Here is a 20,422-nt window from a genome sequence, read left to right on the forward strand (position 1 = left end):
ACCGCGAAATCGGAGATGCGGGCTTCAGCTAATTGCCCGCGTCCGGCAGCTTCCTGCAACGCCTCGACCACGAGAACGGGTCAGGACCGTACTTCCAGTTCTTCGGCCCGCTCCGGCGGGCCGGCCGCCGGGGCGGGCCGCTCCTCCTCGGCGCGGGTGGCCAGCACGCAGCCGCCCAGGATCAGCGCGAACGAGACGACGATCAGGGCGGTCAGCGGCTCGTCCAGGATCAGCACCCCGGCGACGATCGCCACCGCCGGGTTCATGTACGTCGACACCAGCGCCCGCGACGGCCCGGCCTCCTTGATGAGCTCCACGAACACCACGAACGCCAGCCCGGTGCAGACGACGCCGAGGCCGCCCAGCGCCGCCAGCACCTGCCAGCTCGGCATGGCGGACGGCCAGGTCCAGATCGCGGCGGGCGTGTAGACCAGCGCGGCCAGGGTGAGGCAGGCGGCCGTCAGCGGGATGGTGGGCAGGTCCCGCAGGTGCCGGTCGGCGACGAGCGGGGCGATCGAGTAGCAGAGCGCGGTCAGCAGCACCTCGCCCATCGCCCAGGCGTCCCCGCCGCCCAGGTGCGGCCCGGCCAGCACGGCGACGCCGGCCAGCCCGATCACCAGCCCGATCCAGCGGGCCCTGCCGAGCCGTTCGCTGCCGCCGCTCAGGCGGGCCAGCGCCACGCCGAGGATGGGCGCCGCGGCGATCAGCAGGCCGCTGGTCGAGCTGGTCAGCCGCCGTTCGGCGTCCGACAGCAGCCACCAGGGCGCCAGGATCTCCAGGCAGGCGAACGCGAAGACCGGCCGCCAGTACCGACGGACCATCGCCAGCTGCCCGCCGCGGATCGCCAGCGGCAGCAGCAGCGCGGCGCCGATCGCGGTGCGCGCGAAGACCAGCACGGGCACCGGCACGCCGCCGACCGCGACCTTGATGAGGAGGTAGGGGATGCCCCAGATCACGGACATCAGGGCGAACAGCACCCAGCCACGGCGGCTCACATGCGTCTCCTTGGGGTCGAGATGGACGGCCTGCTCATGAAATGTCTGCTCATGGACGGTCTGCTCAGGCGGAGGGCGGGGGAGCAGCCGGAGGGGCGGGAGCGGCGCCGGGGATGCGGGCCGGCGGCCTGCGGAAGACCGACGGCGAATCCATGAAAATCCTCCAGCCTATTCGCTGCCGCGCGACAATTCCCGCACGAAAGCAATTCTTCCCGAGAATCGCACGGCGCCCGTGTCGCGGCTTCTTTCAACGTGCTCTTTCAGTGGACAATCAGCTCGACGCCAAGGGATGCTGGACGCGCGACCGGAGTGCCGCCGATCGGTGTCCTCGCAGGTCAGCCGCGAAATCACCGGCCCTCGCCGGACGGCATCGGGCCGTTGGTCCCGCCGCGCCAAGCCGTGCACTGTCACCCTGAAACGGAGGGAAACCACCATGACCGATAAATCCCCCAATCCCGCGCTCCGGCAGCTCGACGTCCTCATCGGCACCTGGCGGGTCAGCAACGTCGAGGACGGCAAGGCGACCGACGCCGGCACCGTGCGCTTCGAATGGCTGGAGGGCGGCAACTTCCTGGTCCAGCACGTCGACCTGGCCGACACCAAGGCCGTGGAGTACATCGGCTACGACGAGGAGAGCAAGACCCTCAAGTCGCACCTGTTCGGCCAGTCCGCCGAGATCCTCAAGTACACCTGGGAGGTCAGCGGCGACACGCTGACCATCTGGTACGGCGACCAGGGCTCGCCCGCCCGCTTCGTCGGCAAGTTCAGCGAGGACGGCGACACCAACTCCGGCGCCTGGGAGTGGCCCGGCGGCGGCTACCAGTCCACGATGACCCGGGTCTAGCCCCGCTCGGCGCTCCGGCCCGGCGGCGAGGTCGCCGGGCTGCGGCCGGGCGTGATTTGGCAGATCCTTGTCAAGGATGACCGAAAAATCCGTAAGATACGGGCCCTAATGGTACGGATGTGACTTGGGGGCCCTGACGTGACGCTGCTGTCCCGGCGAAATCTTCTCAAAACCGGCGCCATCGCGGTTCCGGCCGCGATCCTCGCACCCGCGACGGCGGCCCGGGCCGCGCGGCCGGAGCTGCCCGGGGTCGAGATGTCGGGCGTCGCGCCCGCCTCGCTGGCCGGTTTCGACAACCTGGTGAAGAAGTTCGTGCTGGACCGGAAGATCACCGCCGCGCAGCTCGCCATCATGAAGAGCGGCAAGATCGTGCTGGCCAGGGGCTACCGCTACAACGACTTCTCCAGGGCGCTGCCCGCGGTCTCGCCGACGTCGTTGTTCCGGATCGCCAGCCTGAGCAAGAACATCACCTCCGCCGCGATCATGCGGCTGGTGCAGGACGGCAAGCTCAGCCTGTCGGCCAAGGTCACCCAGCTCCTCGGGCTCACCCCCCTCGACGAGCGCATGGGCCAGGTCACCGTGCTGCGCCTCATGCAGCACCTCGGCGGCTGGGACCGCGGCGTCTCCAAGGACCAGCTCTGGCTGGACCACACCATCTCCGCCGCGCTGGACGTGCCGCTGCCGATCAGCCACGCCGACATCGTCAAGTACGCCACCGCCCGGCGGCTCGACTTCGACCCCGGCAGCAAGATGGTCTACAGCAACTACGGCTACCTGCTGCTGGGCCGGGTGATCGAGAAGGTCTCCGGCATGTCGTACGAGTCGTACGTCACGACCAAGCTGCTCCAGCCGCTCGGCATCACCCGCATGCGGCTCGGCGGCAGCCTGCGGAGCGAGGCGGCGCCCGGCGAGGTCGCCTACGAGTCGCGGTACACCAACAAGTCGGTGGTGGACGCCTCCGGCACCGTCGTCCCCTACCAGTACGGCGGCTTCAACATGCCCAACCAGGACGCCAACGGCGGCTGGCTCGCCTCCGCCGTCGACCTGGTCCGCTGGACCCTCGCCTTCGACAAGCCCGGCACGGTGCTGAGCTCGGCCTCGATCGCCAAGCTGGTCGCCAAGCCGGAGATCGGCGTCAACCAGTACGGATCCTGGTACGGCGGCGGCTGGTGGGTGCGCCAGGTCACCGGCCACCTCAACACCTGGCACGACGGCTCGATGCCCGGCACGTACTCCTACCTGGCCCGGCTGCAGAACGGCTTCAGCTACGCGGTCGTGTTCAACCGCAGGGAGGAGACCGGGTCGCTCGACTTCGACACGCTCGACGACGACATGAACAAGGTCACCGTCTCCTCCTGGCCCACGACGGACCTGACGTCCCGCTACTTCTGAGGGCGCCGCGAGCTGTCATTTCACCGACTGGAGCTCCTTGAGGTAGTCCTTCAGCGGCTTGAGACCCACCTCCGCGCGCCGTTCGTCGACCCGCGCCCCGTCCTCGATGGGGGTGCGGGGCCGCCATTCGCCCTCTGGGGTGGTCTCCCACTGCGTCCCGTACACCTGGGGCTTCTTCTCCGCCACGCGCACCCGGTCCACCAGGTAGGCCAGGTCGGACGGGTCGGCGTCGCCGTCGTCCACCGCCCGCCGCATCATCTCCAGGCCCCGGCGCTGGAAGGCCAGGTCGCGGTCGGCGTGCTGGACGAGGGCCCAGGCCGCCTGCGCGCCGTCCTTTCCGACCAGCTCGTACCCCGGCCAGCCGTAGGCGTCGAGGATCTGCCGCATGCGCTCGGTGTTGGCCTTCTCGGTCCGGTCCCAGTCCTCCTGGCTGGCCTCCAGGGTGCGCTGCTCCTGGTCCGTCTTGAGCATCTTCAACAGTTCGGCCCGCAGCGCGGGGTTCCTGGGGGCGTCGTCACCGCACGCCGTGACCATGAGGAACGCCGCGAACAGCCACAGGGACAAGACCCGCATGCCCTCGATCATCCCTCCGTCCGTCCCGAGACGCGAGGGATGACCGCTACATCCGGGTACGCGCATTCCCGGTACGCGCGTACGCCTGAAGCGCGTCCTACATCCGGGTACGCGCGTACGCCTGAAGCGCGTCGCGGACGAACCTCGCCCCGGTGGCGTCGCCGTACATGGCGGCGAAGCGGGGGTCGTCGACGTACATGTCGCCGAGGCAGCTCACCATCTCGATCGAGCGCTCCCGGTCGCCCTCGGCCGTGGGCGTGCCCGGGATCTGGCTCAGCCACCGCACGTGCCGGGCGGCCAGCGACTGGGCGCGGTCGGAGGTCGGCGACACCCCGGCCTGCACCGCGGCGACCCACGCGGCGACCAGGTCCTCGGCCGCCCGCTTCCAGGCCCGCTGCTGGTCGAGCGTCTTGCCGTGCCACCAGTCGTTGCTCACCTGGAACGCGCGCTCGCCCCAGCGTGCGATCACGTCGTCCTTGTAGTGGTCGTTGAAGCCGGCCAGCATGACGTCCATCCGCGGTTCCGCCCCCGCCAGCAGGGCGTCCAGCGTGTGACGGACCGACCTGATCTGCCGGTCGATGCGGTCGCGCTCGTCCTCCAGCGCGGCGATGTGGGCCCGCAGCCCGTCGCACGCGTCCACCTCGTCGGCCAGGACCTCGGCGATGGCCGGCAGGCCCATGCCGAGCCGGCGCAGCAGCAGGATCCGCTGCAGACGCAGGACCGCGGCGGAGTCGTAATGGCGGTGGCCGTTCGCGCCCACCCGGGAAGGCATCAGGAGCCCGACGCTGTCGTAGTGCCGCAGGGTGCGGCTGCTGACGCCGGCCCTGGCCGCCAGCTCCTGGATCGTCCACTCCATCGTCCCAGTGTCACCCGCGGCGGAGCGTGGTCGCGATGATCTCCGCGCTGTCGGCGTGCAGGGCCTGCGCCGCCGTCCGGCCGGTCGCCGCCAGGTAGGCGTCGACCAGCCGGTTGCCCGCGGCGTACCCGGCGCCCATCGGCAGGCCCACCGGGGTGACACCGAGGTGCTCGGCCCCGGGGTCGCCGTGCACCCAGGCGGTGAAGTTCTCCATGCCCGTCACGTCGAGGCCGGTGAGCACCTTGTCGAAGACCGCGTCGTCGTGCAGGTGGGGCACGCCGATGCGGGCGTAGCCGAGCTCGTCGCCGTAGAGCTGGCGGGCGAAGGCGTCGGCCAGGCCCTCGCCGACGATGTGCTCGCCGACCGTGACGGTCATCGGGTCCCACACCACTCCGCCCGGGCTCCATCGCAGGTTGTGGTGGAGCTCGTGCACGGCGGTGGCCTCCAGCCGCTCCACGTTCTCGGGGAAGGGCCACAACGTGATGGCGATGTTGCCCGAGATACCGCCGAACCCGGTCAGCCCCTTGCAGGGCCCCATGAAATGCTCGTCAGCCGGGTCGCCGAGCACGAACAGCACGGTGATGTCCGGCACCGCCAGCCCCGGCGTCGCCTCCAGCAGCACGGCGAGAGCGTCGTCGAGCGCGCGCCGCATGCGCTCCCAGGCTCCGGCCGCCTCCAGGGTGTCCAGCGCGTCGAGGCAACGCTCCTCGTCACGGTCGATGGGGAACCCGGAGGTCTGGAGATGCACGGACACCAGATCGACCTCGCCCGGGTAGTAGCGGTACATCCCGGCGTTGGGCTCCAGCATCGAACGCAGCAGGCCGGCGCGGTCCGCCATCGGGGCCAGCAGGATCCGCCGCATGGCGGAGCAGGTGTCAAGAACGGTGATCGACATGGCCCCGATGCTAGAAGTTGACGCAACGTCAACGTCAAACCAGATGTAACCGCGGCTCATCGGTGTTCCATCTTCTCGACGGAACACGTGTGCGGTGTCTTCTCCTCGTTCTCCTGATTCGAGACGTTCCGCTGCCCTCGCGTTGTGCAGTTCGCCCAGAATTTGGACACCCCACATAGGGGCTTTGAGGATACGACGGGATTTTGGCGCCTTGGTGTCTCCGTTCACTCGTTCAGCGCGGAAAACCACAATTGTTCCTGCTTTTATGTCTACCTCCGTCCATCTAAGAGCGCGAGCTTCTTCCGTGCGTATCCCGCAGAGCAGGCACAGGATTACGTAAGCCTTGATCGGGCTTGTGGGTGCGGCCTGAGACATCGACGAGGCTGGCGACGTTCCGCTGAACCTTGTCTCCTTTCTGGGCGTGACGGATCGCCCATCTAGCGATCTGACGGGTCAGACGTAGCGTTCGGGGCGAGAGCTCTTCTGCTCTTCCGTGAGTCGCGACGGGAACCACCTGCACGGTCAGTACCTGGCGGCTTTCTACTCCCGCTACCACGTCGGGAATGAGAACCAGTTCTGGGTCAGAATCGCCAACTGACACCGGCCGGGGGCGCGGAGGCGAATTCGTCGCGCCCCCGGCCTCCACCTCGAAGGAGGAACGCATGGATCACGACACCGATCTGTGGAATCGGCTCGCCGCGCACGGCATCGACTTCGAGACCCCCTTCCGCGGCGTCTGGTGCGAGGGGCTCACCGTCGAGCAGGCGGCGCACCGGCTGGGCGCCGACCCGGACACCGCCCGGCCCGGCGTCATCCGGGAGATCGTGACGGGCGAGTATCGCGGGCAAGAGGGCGGAGTCGTCTGGATCGGCGATTACGCCCCCGGCTGGATCCTGGCGATCCAGCTCGACGGGAACCGGCTCTGGGAGTGGGACGCCTGGGCGCGGCTCTCCGGCGAGAAGGGCAGACTGCTCAGCCTCGGCTGGCCACTGCACGACCTCGATGGTGTGGAAGACCTCCAGTACCTTGTCGGCGGGGAACTAGTCACCTCCCTGGTCGTCGGCGATCCCGAGGAGCGGGACGGTAGCGATCCCGACGCGCTCGACGACTACCTCGACGGCCTGTCCTTCTTCGGCGACACCGCGTACGCGGAGGTCACCTCGGCCCTGCGCCTCATCGGCCGGATCACCGGCAGGGAGATCGACGACGCGTGGCTCGACGGCACGCACACCCGCTATGCCATCAGGGAGAACTCCGGCTAAGTGCACCCCTCGGCGGGGGCGAGCGCCCCCGCTAGAGGCGTACCTGATGGGCGCCTTCCCCTCGATCCAGGCCCACCAGGAGCAGGAGGAGGCACCGCACGCGCGGGGATGGCTCCGAGGCGCGGGGGGCAGGCAAGGGAAAGTTCTGAGGCGCTCGCATCATGGCTGCCCTTTGCATGCTCCAGTCAACGAATCGGCCGCAGAGCGGTGGCGGACGAATCGCCAGCTCGTTCAGGTCCTCGGACATGCTGGGGACGGGCAACGGACAGCGGTTCGGGAGCCAGGGGAGGGAGCCGAAGCCCGCCGACGAAGACCGACATCACGAGACCGGCAGTGACGATGAGGCAGGTGGAAGGCTCTCCGTTCGACTCCTTCAGACCATGTCAGACCCTCTTCCCGCGCCACAACGTCAACGTCAAACCGGGTTTTGTCCCAGGGCGGAACCCGGCCAGACTGGGCCGGACAGTTCGAAGGAGAACCTGATGGCCAAATACCTGCTGCTCAAGCACTACCGGGGCGCGCCGGCGGCGGTCAACGACGTGCCGATGGGCCAGTGGACGCCGGAGGAGGTCGCGGCCCACGTCCAGTACATGCGGGACTTCGCCGCCCGGCTGCAGGAGAGCGGTGAGTTCGTCGACAGTCAGGGGCTCTCGCCCGAGGGCACGTTCGTCCGCTACGACGGCGAGGGGCGGCCGCCGGTCACCGACGGGCCGTTCGCCGAGACCAAGGACCTGATCGCCGGCTGGATGGTGATCGACGTCGCGAGCTACGAACGGGCGCTGCAGCTGGCCGGCGAGCTGTCCGCGGCCCCCGGCGCGGGTGGCGAGCCGATCCACGAGTGGCTGGAGGTGCGGCCCTTCCTGACCGGGACGCACCTGGTGGCCCGGTGAACGAGTCGTTTCCTGACCGGGACGCACCTGGTGGCCCGGTGAACGAGTCGTTTCCTGACCAGGCCGCACCTGGTGGCCCGGTGAACGAGTCGCTGCTGCGGGAGCTGGTGCCCGCCGTGATCGGCATCGTCGTCCGGCGCGGCGCGGACTTCGCGGCGGCCGAGGACGCCGTCCAGGACGCCCTGACCGAGGCCGTGCGCGTATGGCCGGACGACCCGCCCCGCGACCCCAAGGCCTGGCTGGTCACCGTGGCCTGGCGCAAGTTCCTCGACGCCGCCCGCGCCGACGCCTCCCGGCGGCACCGCGAGACCCGCGTCGACAGCGAGCCCCCGCCGGCCCCCGGGGAGGCGGTGGACGACACGCTCCAGCTGTACTTCCTGTGCGCGCACCCGTCCCTGACGCCGGCCTCGGCCGTCGCGCTCACGCTGCGCGCGGTCGGTGGGCTGACCACGCGCCAGATCGCGCAGGCGTACCTGGTGCCGGAGGCGACCATGGCCCAGCGGATCAGCCGGGCCAAGCGCACCGTCTCCGGCGTGCGGTTCAACCAGCCCGGCGACGTCGCCACCGTGCTGCGCGTGCTGTACCTGGTCTTCAACGAGGGCTACTCCGGTGACGTCGACCTCGCCGCCGAGGCGATCCGGCTCACCCGGCTGCTCGCGGCGAAGATCAGGCACGAGGAGGTCGCGGGCCTGCTCGCGCTCATGCTGCTGCACCACGCCCGGCGACCGGCACGCACCGCTCCCGACGGGAGCCTCGTGCCCCTCGCCGAGCAGGACCGCGGCCTGTGGGACACCCGTCTGATCGCCGAGGGCGTCGACGTGCTCCAGGCGGCCCTCGCCCGCGACCGGCTGGGCGAGTTCCAGGCCCAGGCCGCCATCGCCGCGCTGCACGCCGACGCCCCGACGGCCGGGGAGACCGACTGGCCGCAGATCGTCGAGTGGTACGACGAGCTGGTGCGCCTCACCGGCAGCCCGGTGGCCCGCCTCAACCGGGCCGTCGCCGTCGGCGAGGCCGACGGCCCGCGGGCCGGTCTGGCCGCCCTGGCCGAGCTCGACCCGGACCTGCCCCGCCACGCCGCCGTCGCGGCCTACCTGCACGAACGCGCCGGCGACCCGGCCACCGCGGCCCGGCTCTACGCCGAGGCCGCCCGATCGGCCCCCACCCTCCCCGAACGCGACCACCTCACCCGCCAGGCGGTCCGGCTGGGCGGGGCGTGAAGGTTCGGGGCTGACGTCGTCCGGCTGCGCGGGGCGTGAAGGTCCGGGCCTGACGTCGTCCGGCTTCGGGCGGCCGGATCATCAGCCTCCGGTGACGACGAGCACCAGCCCCGACGCGACCAGCCCCATCTCGACCACCACCACGAATGCGCCGCTGGGCAGCCGGTCGACGATCTTCTTGCCCGCCCAGGCCCCGGCCGCGCTCGCCGGCGCCAGCGCCAGCCCGGTGGCGACGCCGGACGTGGTGAGCACGGCGGCCGCGCCGAAGACGACCAGCTTGGTCAGGTGCATCACCACCGCCGCCGCGGCCTCCGTGCCGATGTAGGCGCCCCGCAGCAGGCCACGGGCCAGGAAGAACGGCGCGACCATCGGCCCCATGGAGCCGACCAGCGCCGAGCCGAACCCGGACACGGCTCCGACGGCCGCGAACGCCGCGTCGTCCAGCCGGACGCCATGCGGCCGCCTGCGTCGCCAGGCCACCATGACCAGCAGGAACACCCCGATGACCCGGGTCAGCGCGGCCAGCGGGGCGGCGGCGAACACCAGCGCGCCGGCCGCGGCGGCGGGAACCGCCCCGGCCGCGAAGACGCCCACCAGACGGCGGTCGACCTCGTCCCGGTTGAACCACACCCGGCTGCCGTTGCCGGCGAGCTGCGCGACGGTCAGCACCGCGACGGCGTCCCGGGTGCCCAGGACCGCGACGAACACCGGCAGCAGCAGCACCCCGCCGCCGAACCCGGCCACCGCCGACAGCGTCGCCGTGGCGAACGTCGCCACCACCATGACGACCACGACCAGGACGGTGTTCACGCTCTTCACCTCTCCCCAGGGATGCGCGGCCTGTCATTCTCCGGGAGCGGAGCAGCAGGAGCAGCCGGGGGCACGTCCGTCCGCCTGCTCCTCAAGGCCGGCCGGGACGGCGCAGCAGGCGTCGCCGCGCCAGGCTTCGCGGCCTTCCTTGACCGCGACCGCCGCGATCACCAGCGCGGCGACCGGGTCCGCCCAGGACCAGCCGAACAGGCTGTTGAGCGCCAGTCCCACCAGCAGCACGCCGGACAGGTAGGTGCACAGCAGGGTCTGCTTGGAGTCGGCCACCGCGGAGGCGGAGCCGAGCTCGCGTCCGGCGCGGCGCTGCGCATGGGACAGGAACGGCATGACCACCAGCGACGACGCGGCCAGGATCAGGCCGGGCGTCGAATGCTCGGCCTCGCCCACCCCCAGCAGCGTACGGACGGCGTCGAGGGTGACGTAGGCGGCCAGCGCGAAGAAGGAGATCGCGATGACGCGCAGCGCCGTCCTCTCCCGCCTTTCATGGTCGGCCGCGGAGAACTGCCAGGCCACCGCGGCGGCCGAGGCGACCTCCACCACCGAGTCCAGCCCGAACCCGACCAGCGCGGCGGAGGAGGCGAGGGTGCCGGCGGTGATGGCCACCACCGCCTCGATCACGTTGTAGGTGATGGTGGCCGCGACCAGCAGGCGGATGCGGCGCCGCAGGGCCGTCCGGCGCGCCGGGGTGGTGAGGTGCGCGGCGGTCACGACACCGGCTCCTGCGTGACCTCCACGGGGCCGGGACGCAGCGTCACGGCGTGGCCGGCGGCGGCCAGCAGTTGTTCGGCGGAGGCGAGCAGGTCCATCAGCTCGGGCCGGGTCAGGGAGTAGAACGACTGGCGGCCCTCGGCGCGATAGTCGATCAGGCCGCAGTCGCGCAGACAGGCCAGATGCTTGGACACCGTGGACTGGGCCAGGCCGAGCTGGGTGGTCAGGTCGACCACGCGGGCCTCGCCGCGGGCCAGGCGCTGGACGATGCGCAGCCGGGTCTCGTCGGCCAGGGAGTGGAACAGCGCGGCCGCGGGGGAGATGCCGGCGGCGATGTCCGCACTGACACAACGGCCACCTTCAGAATCAATCGCCATGTGGCGATGTTAGCCCGGATTTGGCATCTATGGCGAGGGTGGTGGTGTCCGCCTGGAGGTCGGTCTCTCGCCTTCCGGTGTCTGTCTGGACGTGTTCGTCGGACTTCTGTCGGGTCTTTCGGGGCGGGGTGGGATCTGGGAGGCTCGCTTTCGTGAGTGCACCAGGGTCGCGGGGCCGCCCCGCCGCCGACGAGCGCGAGACCGTCGTGATCCTTCGAGTGCTCGGGACGACCGGCGTCGCGGCGGGGCTGGCCTCGGCTGCCTTCATGTTGCTGCGGTGGTCGAGCCCGCCGCTGCCCTGGCTGGCGTTCCTGCTCGTCGTCGCGCTGGTCGGGGTCGGCCTGCGGGTCGAGGCGGCGATCCTGGCGCGTTCCGCTCGCTGACCCGGCGCTTCTGCCAACCGGCTTGTGTCCCGGCCGGTCGGCCGGGACGTTCAGGCGGGACGTTCGGCGGGCTCGCGCGGGTCAGCGTTCGCAGACGACGCCGTCGCCGTCGCGGTCCTGGTACCAGGCGTACTCGGGGTCGATGCCGCGGCGGTACGGGCCGTAGCCGGCGGCGTTCGCCTCGGCGCAGGTGCGGAAGCGCGGGTCCGTGCCGGCGGGCGGGGGCGGCGTGGGGGACGGGGTCGGAGTCGGGGACGGGGTCGGCGTGGAGGTGGACGTGTCGCACCTGCCGGACCAGATCCGCAACTTCTCCGCCTTGGCCTTCGCCTGCTCCGCGCGGAAGAGGCTCTTGTATCCGTCGTCCGGCTTGAACGGGACGGCCTTGCCGTAGCCGTAGCGGATCAGGTTGCGGTTGACGTGCACGCCCTTGGCGTTCCACACGTGCGAGGGCGGGACGCCCGGCGTCCTGGCGGTGAGCAGGTGGGCCGTCGTCCCGGGTGGCAGGAGTGCCGCCGTACGGGCGGTGGCAGCCCTGGACCAGCACCGCCCGCGCTCGGGGGTGTCCACGCCGAGCAGCTGCACGCGGATCTTCGTGGTGCCGCGCACGACGTCGACGGTGTCGCCGTCCACGATCTTGACGACCCGGGCCGCGACCGTGCCCCTGGGGACGGCGGCCGCGTCGGCCGGCGTGCTCAGGGCGAGGGTGAGGGGCAGTAGAGCGGCCGTGGCGGTGACGATCCTGGCCGTGCTCGCGTTCGTAGGCATGGCGTGACTCCAGGGACGGATGGTCCGGACGTGAGGAGACGCGCCGACGGAGACAGGGGTGTACCGCCGGAAGGGCACGGTTATGTCACTCCTGGTCGAGGTGCGGCGACGCTGCGCTTAGGGTTTGACTGATCGCCGGCCCCCTCGGGGTGGCCGACGTCCAAGGTCAGAGGCTTGTGCGGCCCTCTCCGGCCTGCCCCGCGCGGACGGTTGCGCGTGCGGGGCCGGGCGGGTCGTCAGGGACGGTCCGGCGCCGGAGCCGCGATATGCTCGTACTGGTGTTCGATAAGCTGCCTGCCTCTGGGGGAGTGTCGTGGTTGTCACCAAGGAAGCCGGATGGGTGGGCTTGAGCTGGGATGACTGGTCCGATCTGAGCGAGATCCGTGCCCGCCTCGACTCCGGCGCCGATCCGCATGCCGACCTGTGGCACGAGGGGCCGCCCCTCCACCTCGCGGCTGAGTACGGCTCGCCCGAGGTGGTCGCCGAGCTGGCCCGCCGGGTCGGCGACGTCGATGCCGCGTACGAAGGGCACAGCGCCCTCTGGCGGGCCGTGTTCGCCCACCAGAGGGACAACGCGCTCGCCCTGGTCGCCGCCGGGGCCGATCCGTGGCGGCCGATGACGGGCGGCTGGTCGCCCGGGCGGCTCAGCCTGGCCGGTCCCAACCCGGGCCTGTTCTTCCCCTTCCCGCGCGACAAGCCCACGCTCTCGGAGGCGGAGAACGCCGCCGTCGTGGAGGCCGAGCGGCTGATCGAGGCCCTGGGCGACTTCGAGTACGACGGGCTGGGGCTGGTGTGCGTCGCGGGCGTCACCGCGGCGGAGGCCGCGCGGCGGCTCGGGGCGACGGTGGCCGAGGGAGCCGGGATCGACGGGGTCCTCGACGAGCCGTACCCGGGCGAGCGGAACGGCCTGGTGGGAGCCACCGACGTGCCGGGCGGATGCGTGATCAGCCGGCGCCGGGGTTCCGAGGTGACCAGCGCCGACGTCATCAACCGCCTCTCGGCCGGGACCGTCTGTTACGCGATGTACGCCGATCCGAAGGGCGGCAACCAGGGCTACAGCTCGCGGGACGGTGTCGTCGAGGAGTGGGACGCGTATCCGGGCGGCGGCTGGGTGTCGCCGGACAGCTCGGCGGACGAGGTGCTGAACGCCTTCCTCTACCAGGGGGAGGGGGTGGCGTACTGCTGCGCGTACACGGGGCTGCGGCTCACCGACGCCCGGCCCGTCCTGGGGCCGCCCGACATCTGGCTGCACCTCCCGCCTCGCGGCTGACGCCGGTCGGCCGGTAGGTGCTGCTCCGGAGTCAGGGCATGGCGGCCGAGGCCGCGCCCAGCACGGCTCCGTGTGCGCCCAGGGTCGAGAGCCGGACGGGGACGGAGTCCAGGCCGCGGGGCGCGTACCGGCGGATCGTCTCGAACAGGGGGACGGTCAGGAGCTCGCCGAGGCCGGTGACGCCGCCGCCCAGGACGATCACGTCCGGGTCCAGGAGGGTGGCGGCGGAGGCGATCGAACGGCCGAGGATGACGGCGGCCTCGTGGATCACCTCGCGGGCCAAGGGGTCGGCGGTTTCCGGCCCAGCCTGCTGTCCGGTGGCCCCTAGGGGGTTCCGCGGGTCGGGGGTGTCGGCCGGGTGTCGTAGGGCGGGGGGCTCGGTGTTGTGCCGGGCTGGGGGGAAGGAATTGAGGGCGGGGGCGGTGCCGCCGCGGGCGTGGTAGGCCGACAGGATCGCCGGGCCTGACGCGTACGCCTCCAGGTGGCCCGTCGCGCCGCAGGGGCACGGGCGGTCGGCGTCGGCGTTCGGGGGCAGGACGACCGGGGTGTGGCCGAGGGAGCCCGCCATGCCGTTGCGGCCACGCAGGAGTTCGCCGTCCCGCACGAGGGCGCCGCCGACGCCGGTGCCGATCGTGAGGACCAGGGCCAGGCGGCTGTCCCGGGCCGCGCCGTGCCGAGCCTCGCCGAGCGCCCAGGCGTGGACGTCGTTGAGCACGGTGACGGGCAGGCCGAGCCGTTGGGTGAAGGCGGTCGCCAGGTCGGTGCCCCGCCAGCCTGGCAGGGCGTCGGTGGCGTGCGTGACCACGCCGTTGCCGTCGATCGTCCCGGCGCTGCCGACTCCGGAGGCGATGACGTCCATTCCGGCGGCGCGTGCCTGCGTGAGGCGGTCTTCGGCCAGCTCCAGCGCGGCGGCCAGCACCGCTGCGGCGCCACCTTCGGCGGGTGTGGGGACGCGGGCGGGGAGGTGGATCTCCGTCTCGCCCCCGGTGGCCGAGGCCGGGATCAGGGCGGCGGCGGTCTTGGTGCCGCCGATGTCGATGCCGAGCACGGCGGGGATGGAGTTCGTGCGGTGTCGCACGGTGGGGGTGCTGGTGGCGGGGCGTCGCACGGTGGGGGTGCTGTTCAGCTGGGTGTGTACCGCCGGGGTGCTGTCTGGGAGGGGTCTCACGGCGCTGTTCGGGCGGGGACGTTCGGCTGGGGTGCTGTCTGTGGGGAGCTGTGCGGTGCTGTTCGGATGGGGGTGTTCGGTTGGACGGACTTGCGTGGTGCTGTTCGGCGAGGCGGTGCGGGTGGCGGCTGGGCGGCGTTGTGAGGGGGGCATGGGGGCGCCGGTGTGGTGAGGGTGGGCGTGGGGTGGGGTGGGGGTCACCGGCTCGCCCTGGGGGTGGCCGCGGTGAGGTGGCGGGTGAGGGCGAGGGGGTCGGTGATGGCGGCGCCGATCACGACCGACCAGGCGCCGCGGGCGAACGCCTCCGCCACGTGGGCGTCGGTGCGGAGCCGGCCCTCGGCGACCGTACGGACCCCGAGGGCGGCGAGTTCTCCGACCAGGTCGAGGTCGGGCTCATGGGGGAGCCCCGGCCGAGGGGCGGCCCCGGTCCCAGGGCGGGAGGTGAAGTCAGCGGCGGCGGCCCTCAGAGGCACGGCGGGATCAGTGGTGGTGGAACTCCAGGTGACGGCGGGGTCGCCCGCGAGGGCGAGGGCACTGTCGAGGGCGGAGGGGGCGCCCGCGAGGGCGTGGGCGCCGTGGAGGGTGGGGTCGGCGGGCGGGGCGGGGACGGTGTAGGGGGTGTAGCCGGCGAGGGTGGTGGAGATCAGGGCTGCGCCTCGGTTCCAGGCCAGCAGTCCCTCTTCCGCTGTCGAGACGTCGGCCATGACGGGCACGCCCAGCTCCTTCCATACCCGTTCGACCAGGGACGGCAGATCGCCCGCCTCCGGTTCGGCCTCAGCCGTGACCTCCAGGGCCACCATGTCGGCGCCGGCTCGCACCAGGGATTCGCACAGGGCGAAGGTGGGGGTGATCAGGGGGCGAGAGTGGGGGCGGGGGACCTTGGCCAGGCCGATCAGGGGCAGGCCGGTGACGGCCTTCACCGCGCGGACGTCCTCGGGGCCGTTCACGCGCAGTCCGGCCGCGCCGCCGAGTTCGGCGCAGCGGGCGAGGAGCGCGATGGTGCGCGGGTCGCGCAGGGGGTGGCCCTCGGGGGCCTGGCAGCTCACGACCAGGCCGCCTTCGATCGCGGTCACCACATCCATTTGGTACAGCCCAATCTTCCGGCATAGAGGCAGAAGTGCCCGCCTCACTTGCCCGATTGGTATAGCCCAATTACGATCGGAGCGTCAAGAGCACCCCCTGACCGAGGACGACCACCCGTGACGAAGATCGGCCGGCTCACAGACCATCTGCTCACGCTCATCGAGACCGAGCTGAAGCCGGGCGAACGGCTGCCCGCCGAGCGCGACCTCGCCGAGGAGTTCGGGGTGAGCAGGCTGACCGTGCGGCGGGCGGTCGACCGACTGGAGACGGACCAGAGGGTCTACCGCGTCCAGGGGGCGGGGACGTTCGTCGCGCACCGGAGCATCGCCAAGACGATCGAGCTGACGTCGTTCAGCGAGGACATGCGGGGGCGGGGGCTGGAGCCGGGGTCGCGATTGCTGGAGGCGGCCGAGGTGCCCGCCGGGGCGCGGGTAGGGCAGGCGCTCGGCATCAGCCCGGCGGACGCGGTCGTGCGGCTGTGCCGGGTCCGTACGGCCAACGGTTCGCCGATGTGCCTGGAGCGTGCCCATGTGCCGGCCGCGTTCGTGCCCGGACTGCTCGACCGGCCGCTCGGCGGGTCGCTGTACGAGGTGCTGGCGGGGGCGTACCGGATCAGGCTGGAGCGGGCCGAGCAGTCGATCAGGGCCACGGTGCTGGAGCCGGAGGAGGCGGAGCTGCTGGAGGCGGCGCCGCTGGCGCCGGCGTTGCTGGTCGAACGGGTGGCCTACGACCAGCGGGGACGGGCGGTCGAGGCGGCCAAGTCGATCTACCGGGGCGACCGCTACTCCTATGAGATCGCGATCCGGCGGTGAGGGCCTGCCGGGGCGAAGGGGGCTTGCCGGGAGGCGACGGGTGGGGTAGACGACGGAAGGACGGGATTGTCCTCAAAGAGGTCGTTCGGGGCGCTCGGCCCCATGCGACAGAGAGGTCGATCCGAGTGTTCGGCCATGCGATGGAGAGGTCGATCGGAGTGCTCGACCATGCGTCAGAGAGGTCGATCGGGGTGTTCGGCCGTGCGATGGAGTGACATGTCGAGCCGGCGGCGGGCGGTGCTGCTCGGGCTCGGTTCGGCGGAGCTGGTGCTCACCGGGGCCGCCGCCGTGGATCTGTGGCGCCGGCCGCAGCGGGAGATCCACGGCTGGAAGGGCGTCTGGTGGCTGGGCATCTTCGTGCAGCCGTTCGGACCCATCGCCTACCTGGCGTACGGCAGGCGAAGGGGCCGCAGGCGCTGAAGCGAGCCACCCCTGACGCGGGCGTCGAAGCTCCCGTGCCGCCGGGCGGTGAAGCCGCGCGTACGCGGGGGAAGCCGCGCGTAAGCAGGGGGTGAGGCCGCGCGTCAGCGGGTGGTGAAGCCGCCGTAGCCGTTGGGGTTCATGGTCGCGTGCGGACAGAAGCCGCCGTATCCGTTGGTGTTCATCCGCGGGTGTCCACCCAGACGCTCACCGTGGTGTGCGGGGTGATCCCGGTGTAGGAGGTCTGTCCGGCCGGCACCCACGGGCCCTCGATCGGGATCAGGCCGACCTCGGGCAGGAAGTGGCGCTGGATCACGTGGATGCGGTGCTCGCCGGTGCCGCTCGGGCAGTAGCTGGTGGCCCAGCGTTCGGCCTGGTTGAGCTGGTACGTGCAGCCGGTGGGCGCGGCGGAGGCGGCCGGGGCGCCCAGCAGGACCAGGGCCGTGGCCAGGACGGCGCAGCCGGCGGTCCGTCTTCTCGCGTTCATGCGGGGCTCCTCGAAGGTGTGCGCGCGGCGAGAATTGCTTAGGAAAGTTTCCTAAACATTAGAGCCCGGAAGGCCGTACCGTCAACGGTTCACCACCGGTCGTGAACCTGCGGCCGGATCAGCTCGTCGTAGACGGCCCGCACGGCCTCCAGCGTCTCCTCCGGAAGCGGCTCCAGGTCGGCAGCGGCCGCGTTGGACCGTGCCTGGCCGGGGTTGCGCGCGCCGGGGATGACGACCGAGACGCCGGGCTGGTCGAGGATCCAGCGCAGCGCGAACTGGGCCATGGACGCCCCCTCGGGCACCAGCCCGGCCAGCCGCCGCACCGCCTCCAGGCCGGTGGCGAACTCCACGCCGGAGAAGGTCTCGCCGACGTCGAACGACTCGCCGTGCCGGTTGTAGGTGCGATGGTCGTCGGGGGCGAACACGGTGTGCTCGTCGTAGCGGCCCGACAGCAGGCCGCTGGCCAGCGGGACGCGGGCGATGACGCCCACCCCGGCCGCGCGGGCGGCGGGCAGCACCCGCTCCAGCGGCTTGAGCCGGAACGCGTTGAGGATGATCTGCACGGTCGCCACGCCGGGCCTGGCGATGGCGGTCAGCGCCTCCTCGCAGGTCTCCACGCTGACGCCGTACGCCGCGATCTTCTGCTCGGCGACCAGCGTGTCCAGGGCGTCGAAGACCGCGTCGGAGGAGTACACCGGGGTGGGCGGGCAGTGGAGCTGGACCAGGTCGAGGGTGTCCATGCCGAGGTTGTGCCGGGAGCGCTCGTTCCAGGCGCGGAAGTTGTCCATCACGTAGTTGGCCGGCACCTGCGCCATCCGGCGGCCCATCTTGGTGGCCACGGTGAGCCCGGGATGCGCCTTGGCGAAGCGGCCGACGATCTGCTCGCTGCGGCCGTCGCCGTAGACGTCGGCGGTGTCGACGAACGTGACGCCTGCCGCCACGGCCGCCTCCAGGGTGGCGAACGCCTCGTCCTCGCTGACCTCGCCCCAGTCGGCGCCGAGCTGCCAGGCGCCGAGGCCCACGACGCCGACCTGGCGTCCCGTACGTCCGAGTGTGCGGTGTTCCATGCTGTTTGTCCGTTCGTCTGGTTCCTGCGACCAGTGTCCCGGACGAAAGGTACGGGCGCGCCGCGGGGGCACGGCCGTACCGCCGTCATCGGGGCCGGTAGCTGCACCGCACGCCCGTGTGCACGGTGGCCCGCAGCTCGTCCCCCAGCGCCTGGTCGGCCGACGAGACGCGGGAGATCGCCCGCCGGATCGCCTTGCCCACCGCGATCCGCGCGCGTTCCTCCGTGCCGGTGAACGGCCGCGCCCGCCCGCCGATCCCGGTCGCCGCCGACAGCTCGGCCACCAGCCACTCGCGCTCCAGGCGCAGCGCGGCGGCCCGTTCGAGGTCGTTCATCGCCTCCAGCTCGTCGATGTCGGCCTGCAACTGGGTCAGCCGCTGCCGGTAGGTCTCCCTGGCCAGGTCGTCCAGCACCGGCTGCGCCGAGGCCGGCTCGCTGTCCTGCGCCGGCGCGCCTGCGGCCAGGTCGGCGGCCAGGATCTCGCGCCCCGGGTTGGCGATCAGGGTCGCCAGGTGCTGCATGCCGACGCTGTGCTCGACGACCACCAGCCGCCCGCCGTGCTCGACCTGCCAGTGCCGTCCGTGCCTGCGCAGCAGGAACGCCCCGTGCGCCGCGCCCGCCCTGCCGACCACGGCGGGCAGCACCATGCCGAGCTCCCTGGCCTCCTGCGCGGCGGCGTTCTGGGCGGCCCGCGCCGCCTTGTCGTGCGGCCCGTCGCGCAGCGCGAGCGTCTGGCCGAGCCGCCAGCGCGACAGCGTCGCGGCGGGCCAGTGGCCGAGCGCGAGACTGGCCCGGACGGCCTCCGCCAGGTGCCCGGCGGCGCGGTCCACGTCGCCGGTTGTGAGCGCGGCCATGCCCAGGCTGTGCTGCACCGAGCCCAGGCAGAGCACGCCCAAGCTGGCCACCACCGGCAGAGCCGCGAACGGCAGCAGCAGCGCGTACGCCTCGGCGGCGGCGCCGGCGTCCTGGAGCAGGTGGGCGGTCTCGACGACGCAGTACATCGAGAACAGCCACGTGCTCGACCTCGGCAGGTCGGCCAGGTCCCGGCCGCGCAGCCGGGCCAGGTGACCGGCCGCCGCCCTGCGGTCGCCCGAGGTGGCCGCGGCCAGCGCGAGGCCCGCCAGGTAGGAGTTGTCGACCGGGCTGAGCGTGGGCGAGCTGACCAGGTCGGCCACCGTCGGCAGCAGCTCGGCGATGCGGCCCTGGTACCAGCGGATGGCGGCGATCTGGCCGCCGTACCAGCCGGTGGCGTCCATGTCGCCGGCCTGGACGCCGCGCTCGAAGCAGTCGCCGGCCATCTTCTCCGCCTGCTCGAACCGGCCCGCCCGGATGGCCAGCATCACCCTGATCACGTCGGTCACGAACCCGACGGCCAGGTGGTCGTGCTCGGCCAGCAGGCCCCCCAGCTCCTCCAGGCAGCGTCCGGCGTGCGGGTCGGCCGCCAGGTAGAGGTCGACCGTCCGCCACAGCAGGCCCATCAGCAGGTCGCCCCTGCGCCGGGTGACCGCCGCCTGGCCGATCAGCTCCCTGGCCAGCTCCAAGCGGGCCGGCCCGTGCTCCGGCCCGAGCAGGCAGTGGTGGGCCAGGCTCAGCGCCTCGGCCAGCGCCGCCGGATCGCCCGCGCTCCTGGCCCGCGCGACGAGCCGGAGGATCTCCCCGTGCCCGCCCGCGCTGTAGTCCTCCTCCCCGGTCATCCTGATCCGCAGTCGCAGCGCCAGCGACGAGTGCGGATCGATCAGCGACAACGCGTGCCGCTGACGCGCGCGCACCATCTCCGACTCCGCGCAGGTGCGGTGCTCCTGCACCCACACCCCGCCCAGGCCGAGCGCCGCCCTGGCCAGGGCGGGCACGTCGCCGCACGCCTCGGCCTGCCGGTAGGCCGAGTCGAACCAGCGTCTGGCGGTCTGCAGATCCCCGTTCACGTACAAAGCGCGCTCACCGAGCACGAGCGCGAGCCTGATGTCCGGATACGGGGGCAGGCGAACCCCCAGCTCCTCTAAAACGCCCACGGTTTCCGTCCCCATTCGGTCATCCGGGCTGAGCTTCCAGACGGTCCCCCGAATACCGTTCTGCCGTAACGACGTACGGGGGCGGTGGACGGTTCAACCAAATGCGCTGGCTACCCTGTGCG

At 71.9% G+C, this 20,422-nt stretch carries 22 protein-coding genes; 9 read left to right on the top strand and 13 right to left on the bottom strand.

What is annotated here, in order from left to right:
- Positions 1-80: 80 nt before the first annotated feature.
- Complete coding sequence (locus tag ACIBK9_RS36875; protein WP_397163336.1) at positions 81-995, bottom strand: DMT family transporter; 915 nt, start codon at positions 993-995, stop codon at positions 81-83.
- Positions 996-1,428: 433 nt separating this feature from the next.
- Between ACIBK9_RS36875 and ACIBK9_RS36880 the strand changes: the two genes are divergently transcribed.
- Positions 1,429-1,839, top strand: a complete 411-nt coding sequence (locus ACIBK9_RS36880) for a hypothetical protein (protein ID WP_358284371.1) — start codon at positions 1,429-1,431, stop codon at positions 1,837-1,839.
- Between the two features lie 138 nt (positions 1,840-1,977).
- A complete protein-coding gene (locus ACIBK9_RS36885) occupies positions 1,978-3,231 on the top strand; it encodes a serine hydrolase domain-containing protein (RefSeq protein ID WP_397163338.1) in 1,254 nt (417 codons plus the stop codon).
- A 15-nt stretch (positions 3,232-3,246) separates the two neighbouring features.
- Here ACIBK9_RS36885 and ACIBK9_RS36890 read toward each other — a convergent pair whose 3' ends face one another.
- The 3 genes from ACIBK9_RS36890 to ACIBK9_RS36900 form a co-directional block, all read right to left on the bottom strand.
- Positions 3,247-3,804, bottom strand: coding sequence for a DUF6624 domain-containing protein (locus ACIBK9_RS36890; protein ID WP_397163340.1), 558 nt, complete (start codon positions 3,802-3,804; stop codon positions 3,247-3,249).
- A 97-nt stretch (positions 3,805-3,901) separates the two neighbouring features.
- Positions 3,902-4,660 carry a TipAS antibiotic-recognition domain-containing protein gene (locus tag ACIBK9_RS36895; protein ID WP_397163342.1) on the bottom strand — a complete coding sequence of 253 codons (759 nt, stop codon included), beginning with the start codon at positions 4,658-4,660 and terminating at the stop codon, positions 3,902-3,904.
- A gap of 10 nt (positions 4,661-4,670) precedes the next feature.
- Complete coding sequence (locus ACIBK9_RS36900) at positions 4,671-5,555, bottom strand: DUF2268 domain-containing protein (protein ID WP_397163343.1); 885 nt, start codon at positions 5,553-5,555, stop codon at positions 4,671-4,673.
- Between the two features lie 662 nt (positions 5,556-6,217).
- On the opposite strand from ACIBK9_RS36900, the gene ACIBK9_RS36905 reads away from it, so the two are divergent.
- From ACIBK9_RS36905 to ACIBK9_RS36915, 3 genes are all read left to right on the top strand, one after another.
- Positions 6,218-6,817 (top strand): hypothetical protein, encoded by a 600-nt coding sequence (locus tag ACIBK9_RS36905; RefSeq protein ID WP_397163344.1) that lies wholly within the window; start codon positions 6,218-6,220, stop codon positions 6,815-6,817.
- 482 nt (positions 6,818-7,299) lie between these two features.
- A complete protein-coding gene (locus ACIBK9_RS36910) occupies positions 7,300-7,707 on the top strand; it encodes a YciI family protein (RefSeq protein ID WP_397163346.1) in 408 nt (135 codons plus the stop codon).
- Positions 7,708-7,787: 80 nt separating this feature from the next.
- A complete protein-coding gene (locus ACIBK9_RS36915) occupies positions 7,788-8,924 on the top strand; it encodes an RNA polymerase sigma factor (RefSeq protein WP_397163348.1) in 1,137 nt (378 codons plus the stop codon).
- A gap of 81 nt (positions 8,925-9,005) precedes the next feature.
- Here the strand turns inward: ACIBK9_RS36915 and ACIBK9_RS36920 are convergent, their stop codons facing one another.
- The 3 genes from ACIBK9_RS36920 to ACIBK9_RS36930 are packed head-to-tail and all read right to left on the bottom strand — an operon-like array spanning position 9,006 to position 10,837.
- Positions 9,006-9,734 carry a TSUP family transporter gene (locus ACIBK9_RS36920; RefSeq protein WP_397163350.1) on the bottom strand — a complete coding sequence of 243 codons (729 nt, stop codon included), beginning with the start codon at positions 9,732-9,734 and terminating at the stop codon, positions 9,006-9,008.
- A gap of 33 nt (positions 9,735-9,767) precedes the next feature.
- Positions 9,768-10,460 (bottom strand): cation transporter, encoded by a 693-nt coding sequence (locus tag ACIBK9_RS36925; protein WP_397163352.1) that lies wholly within the window; start codon positions 10,458-10,460, stop codon positions 9,768-9,770.
- Positions 10,457-10,837, bottom strand: a complete 381-nt coding sequence (locus ACIBK9_RS36930) for an ArsR/SmtB family transcription factor (RefSeq protein WP_397163353.1) — start codon at positions 10,835-10,837, stop codon at positions 10,457-10,459. Before ACIBK9_RS36930 ends, ACIBK9_RS36925 begins: the two co-directional genes overlap by 4 nt.
- A gap of 152 nt (positions 10,838-10,989) precedes the next feature.
- Here ACIBK9_RS36930 and ACIBK9_RS36935 point away from each other — a divergent pair, with 152 nt between their 5' ends.
- The gene (locus ACIBK9_RS36935) at positions 10,990-11,220 is read left to right on the top strand and encodes a hypothetical protein (RefSeq protein ID WP_397163355.1); all 231 of its coding nucleotides are present in this window, start codon (positions 10,990-10,992) and stop codon (positions 11,218-11,220) included.
- A gap of 81 nt (positions 11,221-11,301) precedes the next feature.
- On the opposite strand, the gene ACIBK9_RS36940 is transcribed toward ACIBK9_RS36935, so the two are convergent.
- On the bottom strand, positions 11,302-11,985 hold the full coding sequence (locus ACIBK9_RS36940; protein ID WP_397163356.1) for a thermonuclease family protein: 684 nt from the start codon (positions 11,983-11,985) through the stop codon (positions 11,302-11,304).
- Positions 11,986-12,325: 340 nt separating this feature from the next.
- Between ACIBK9_RS36940 and ACIBK9_RS36945 the strand changes: the two genes are divergently transcribed.
- On the top strand, positions 12,326-13,255 hold the full coding sequence (locus tag ACIBK9_RS36945) for an ankyrin repeat domain-containing protein (RefSeq protein WP_397163538.1): 930 nt from the start codon (positions 12,326-12,328) through the stop codon (positions 13,253-13,255).
- A 31-nt stretch (positions 13,256-13,286) separates the two neighbouring features.
- On the opposite strand, the gene ACIBK9_RS36950 is transcribed toward ACIBK9_RS36945, so the two are convergent.
- The gene (locus ACIBK9_RS36950) at positions 13,287-14,363 is read right to left on the bottom strand and encodes an ROK family protein (RefSeq protein ID WP_397163358.1); all 1,077 of its coding nucleotides are present in this window, start codon (positions 14,361-14,363) and stop codon (positions 13,287-13,289) included.
- A gap of 257 nt (positions 14,364-14,620) precedes the next feature.
- Positions 14,621-15,505 (bottom strand): N-acetylmannosamine-6-phosphate 2-epimerase, encoded by an 885-nt coding sequence (locus ACIBK9_RS36955; RefSeq protein WP_397163360.1) that lies wholly within the window; start codon positions 15,503-15,505, stop codon positions 14,621-14,623.
- A 117-nt stretch (positions 15,506-15,622) separates the two neighbouring features.
- Here ACIBK9_RS36955 and ACIBK9_RS36960 point away from each other — a divergent pair, with 117 nt between their 5' ends.
- Entirely contained in the window at positions 15,623-16,318 is a 696-nt protein-coding gene (locus ACIBK9_RS36960; protein WP_358284400.1) for a GntR family transcriptional regulator, read from the top strand.
- A 216-nt stretch (positions 16,319-16,534) separates the two neighbouring features.
- Complete coding sequence (locus ACIBK9_RS36965; RefSeq protein ID WP_397163363.1) at positions 16,535-16,738, top strand: PLDc N-terminal domain-containing protein; 204 nt, start codon at positions 16,535-16,537, stop codon at positions 16,736-16,738.
- 181 nt (positions 16,739-16,919) lie between these two features.
- On the opposite strand, the gene ACIBK9_RS36970 is transcribed toward ACIBK9_RS36965, so the two are convergent.
- The 3 genes from ACIBK9_RS36970 to ACIBK9_RS36980 form a co-directional block, all read right to left on the bottom strand.
- Positions 16,920-17,225: a hypothetical protein gene (locus tag ACIBK9_RS36970; protein WP_397163365.1), complete on the bottom strand. Its 306-nt coding sequence runs from the start codon at positions 17,223-17,225 to the stop codon at positions 16,920-16,922.
- 89 nt (positions 17,226-17,314) lie between these two features.
- Positions 17,315-18,292, bottom strand: coding sequence for an aldo/keto reductase (locus ACIBK9_RS36975; RefSeq protein ID WP_397163367.1), 978 nt, complete (start codon positions 18,290-18,292; stop codon positions 17,315-17,317).
- Positions 18,293-18,377: 85 nt separating this feature from the next.
- Complete coding sequence (locus ACIBK9_RS36980) at positions 18,378-20,300, bottom strand: hypothetical protein (protein WP_397163368.1); 1,923 nt, start codon at positions 20,298-20,300, stop codon at positions 18,378-18,380.
- Between the last annotated feature and the right edge of the window lie 122 nt (positions 20,301-20,422).

The sequence above is a fragment of the Nonomuraea sp. NPDC050227 genome (genome assembly GCF_044459705.1).
In the GTDB taxonomy this organism is placed as follows: domain Bacteria; phylum Actinomycetota; class Actinomycetes; order Streptosporangiales; family Streptosporangiaceae; genus Nonomuraea.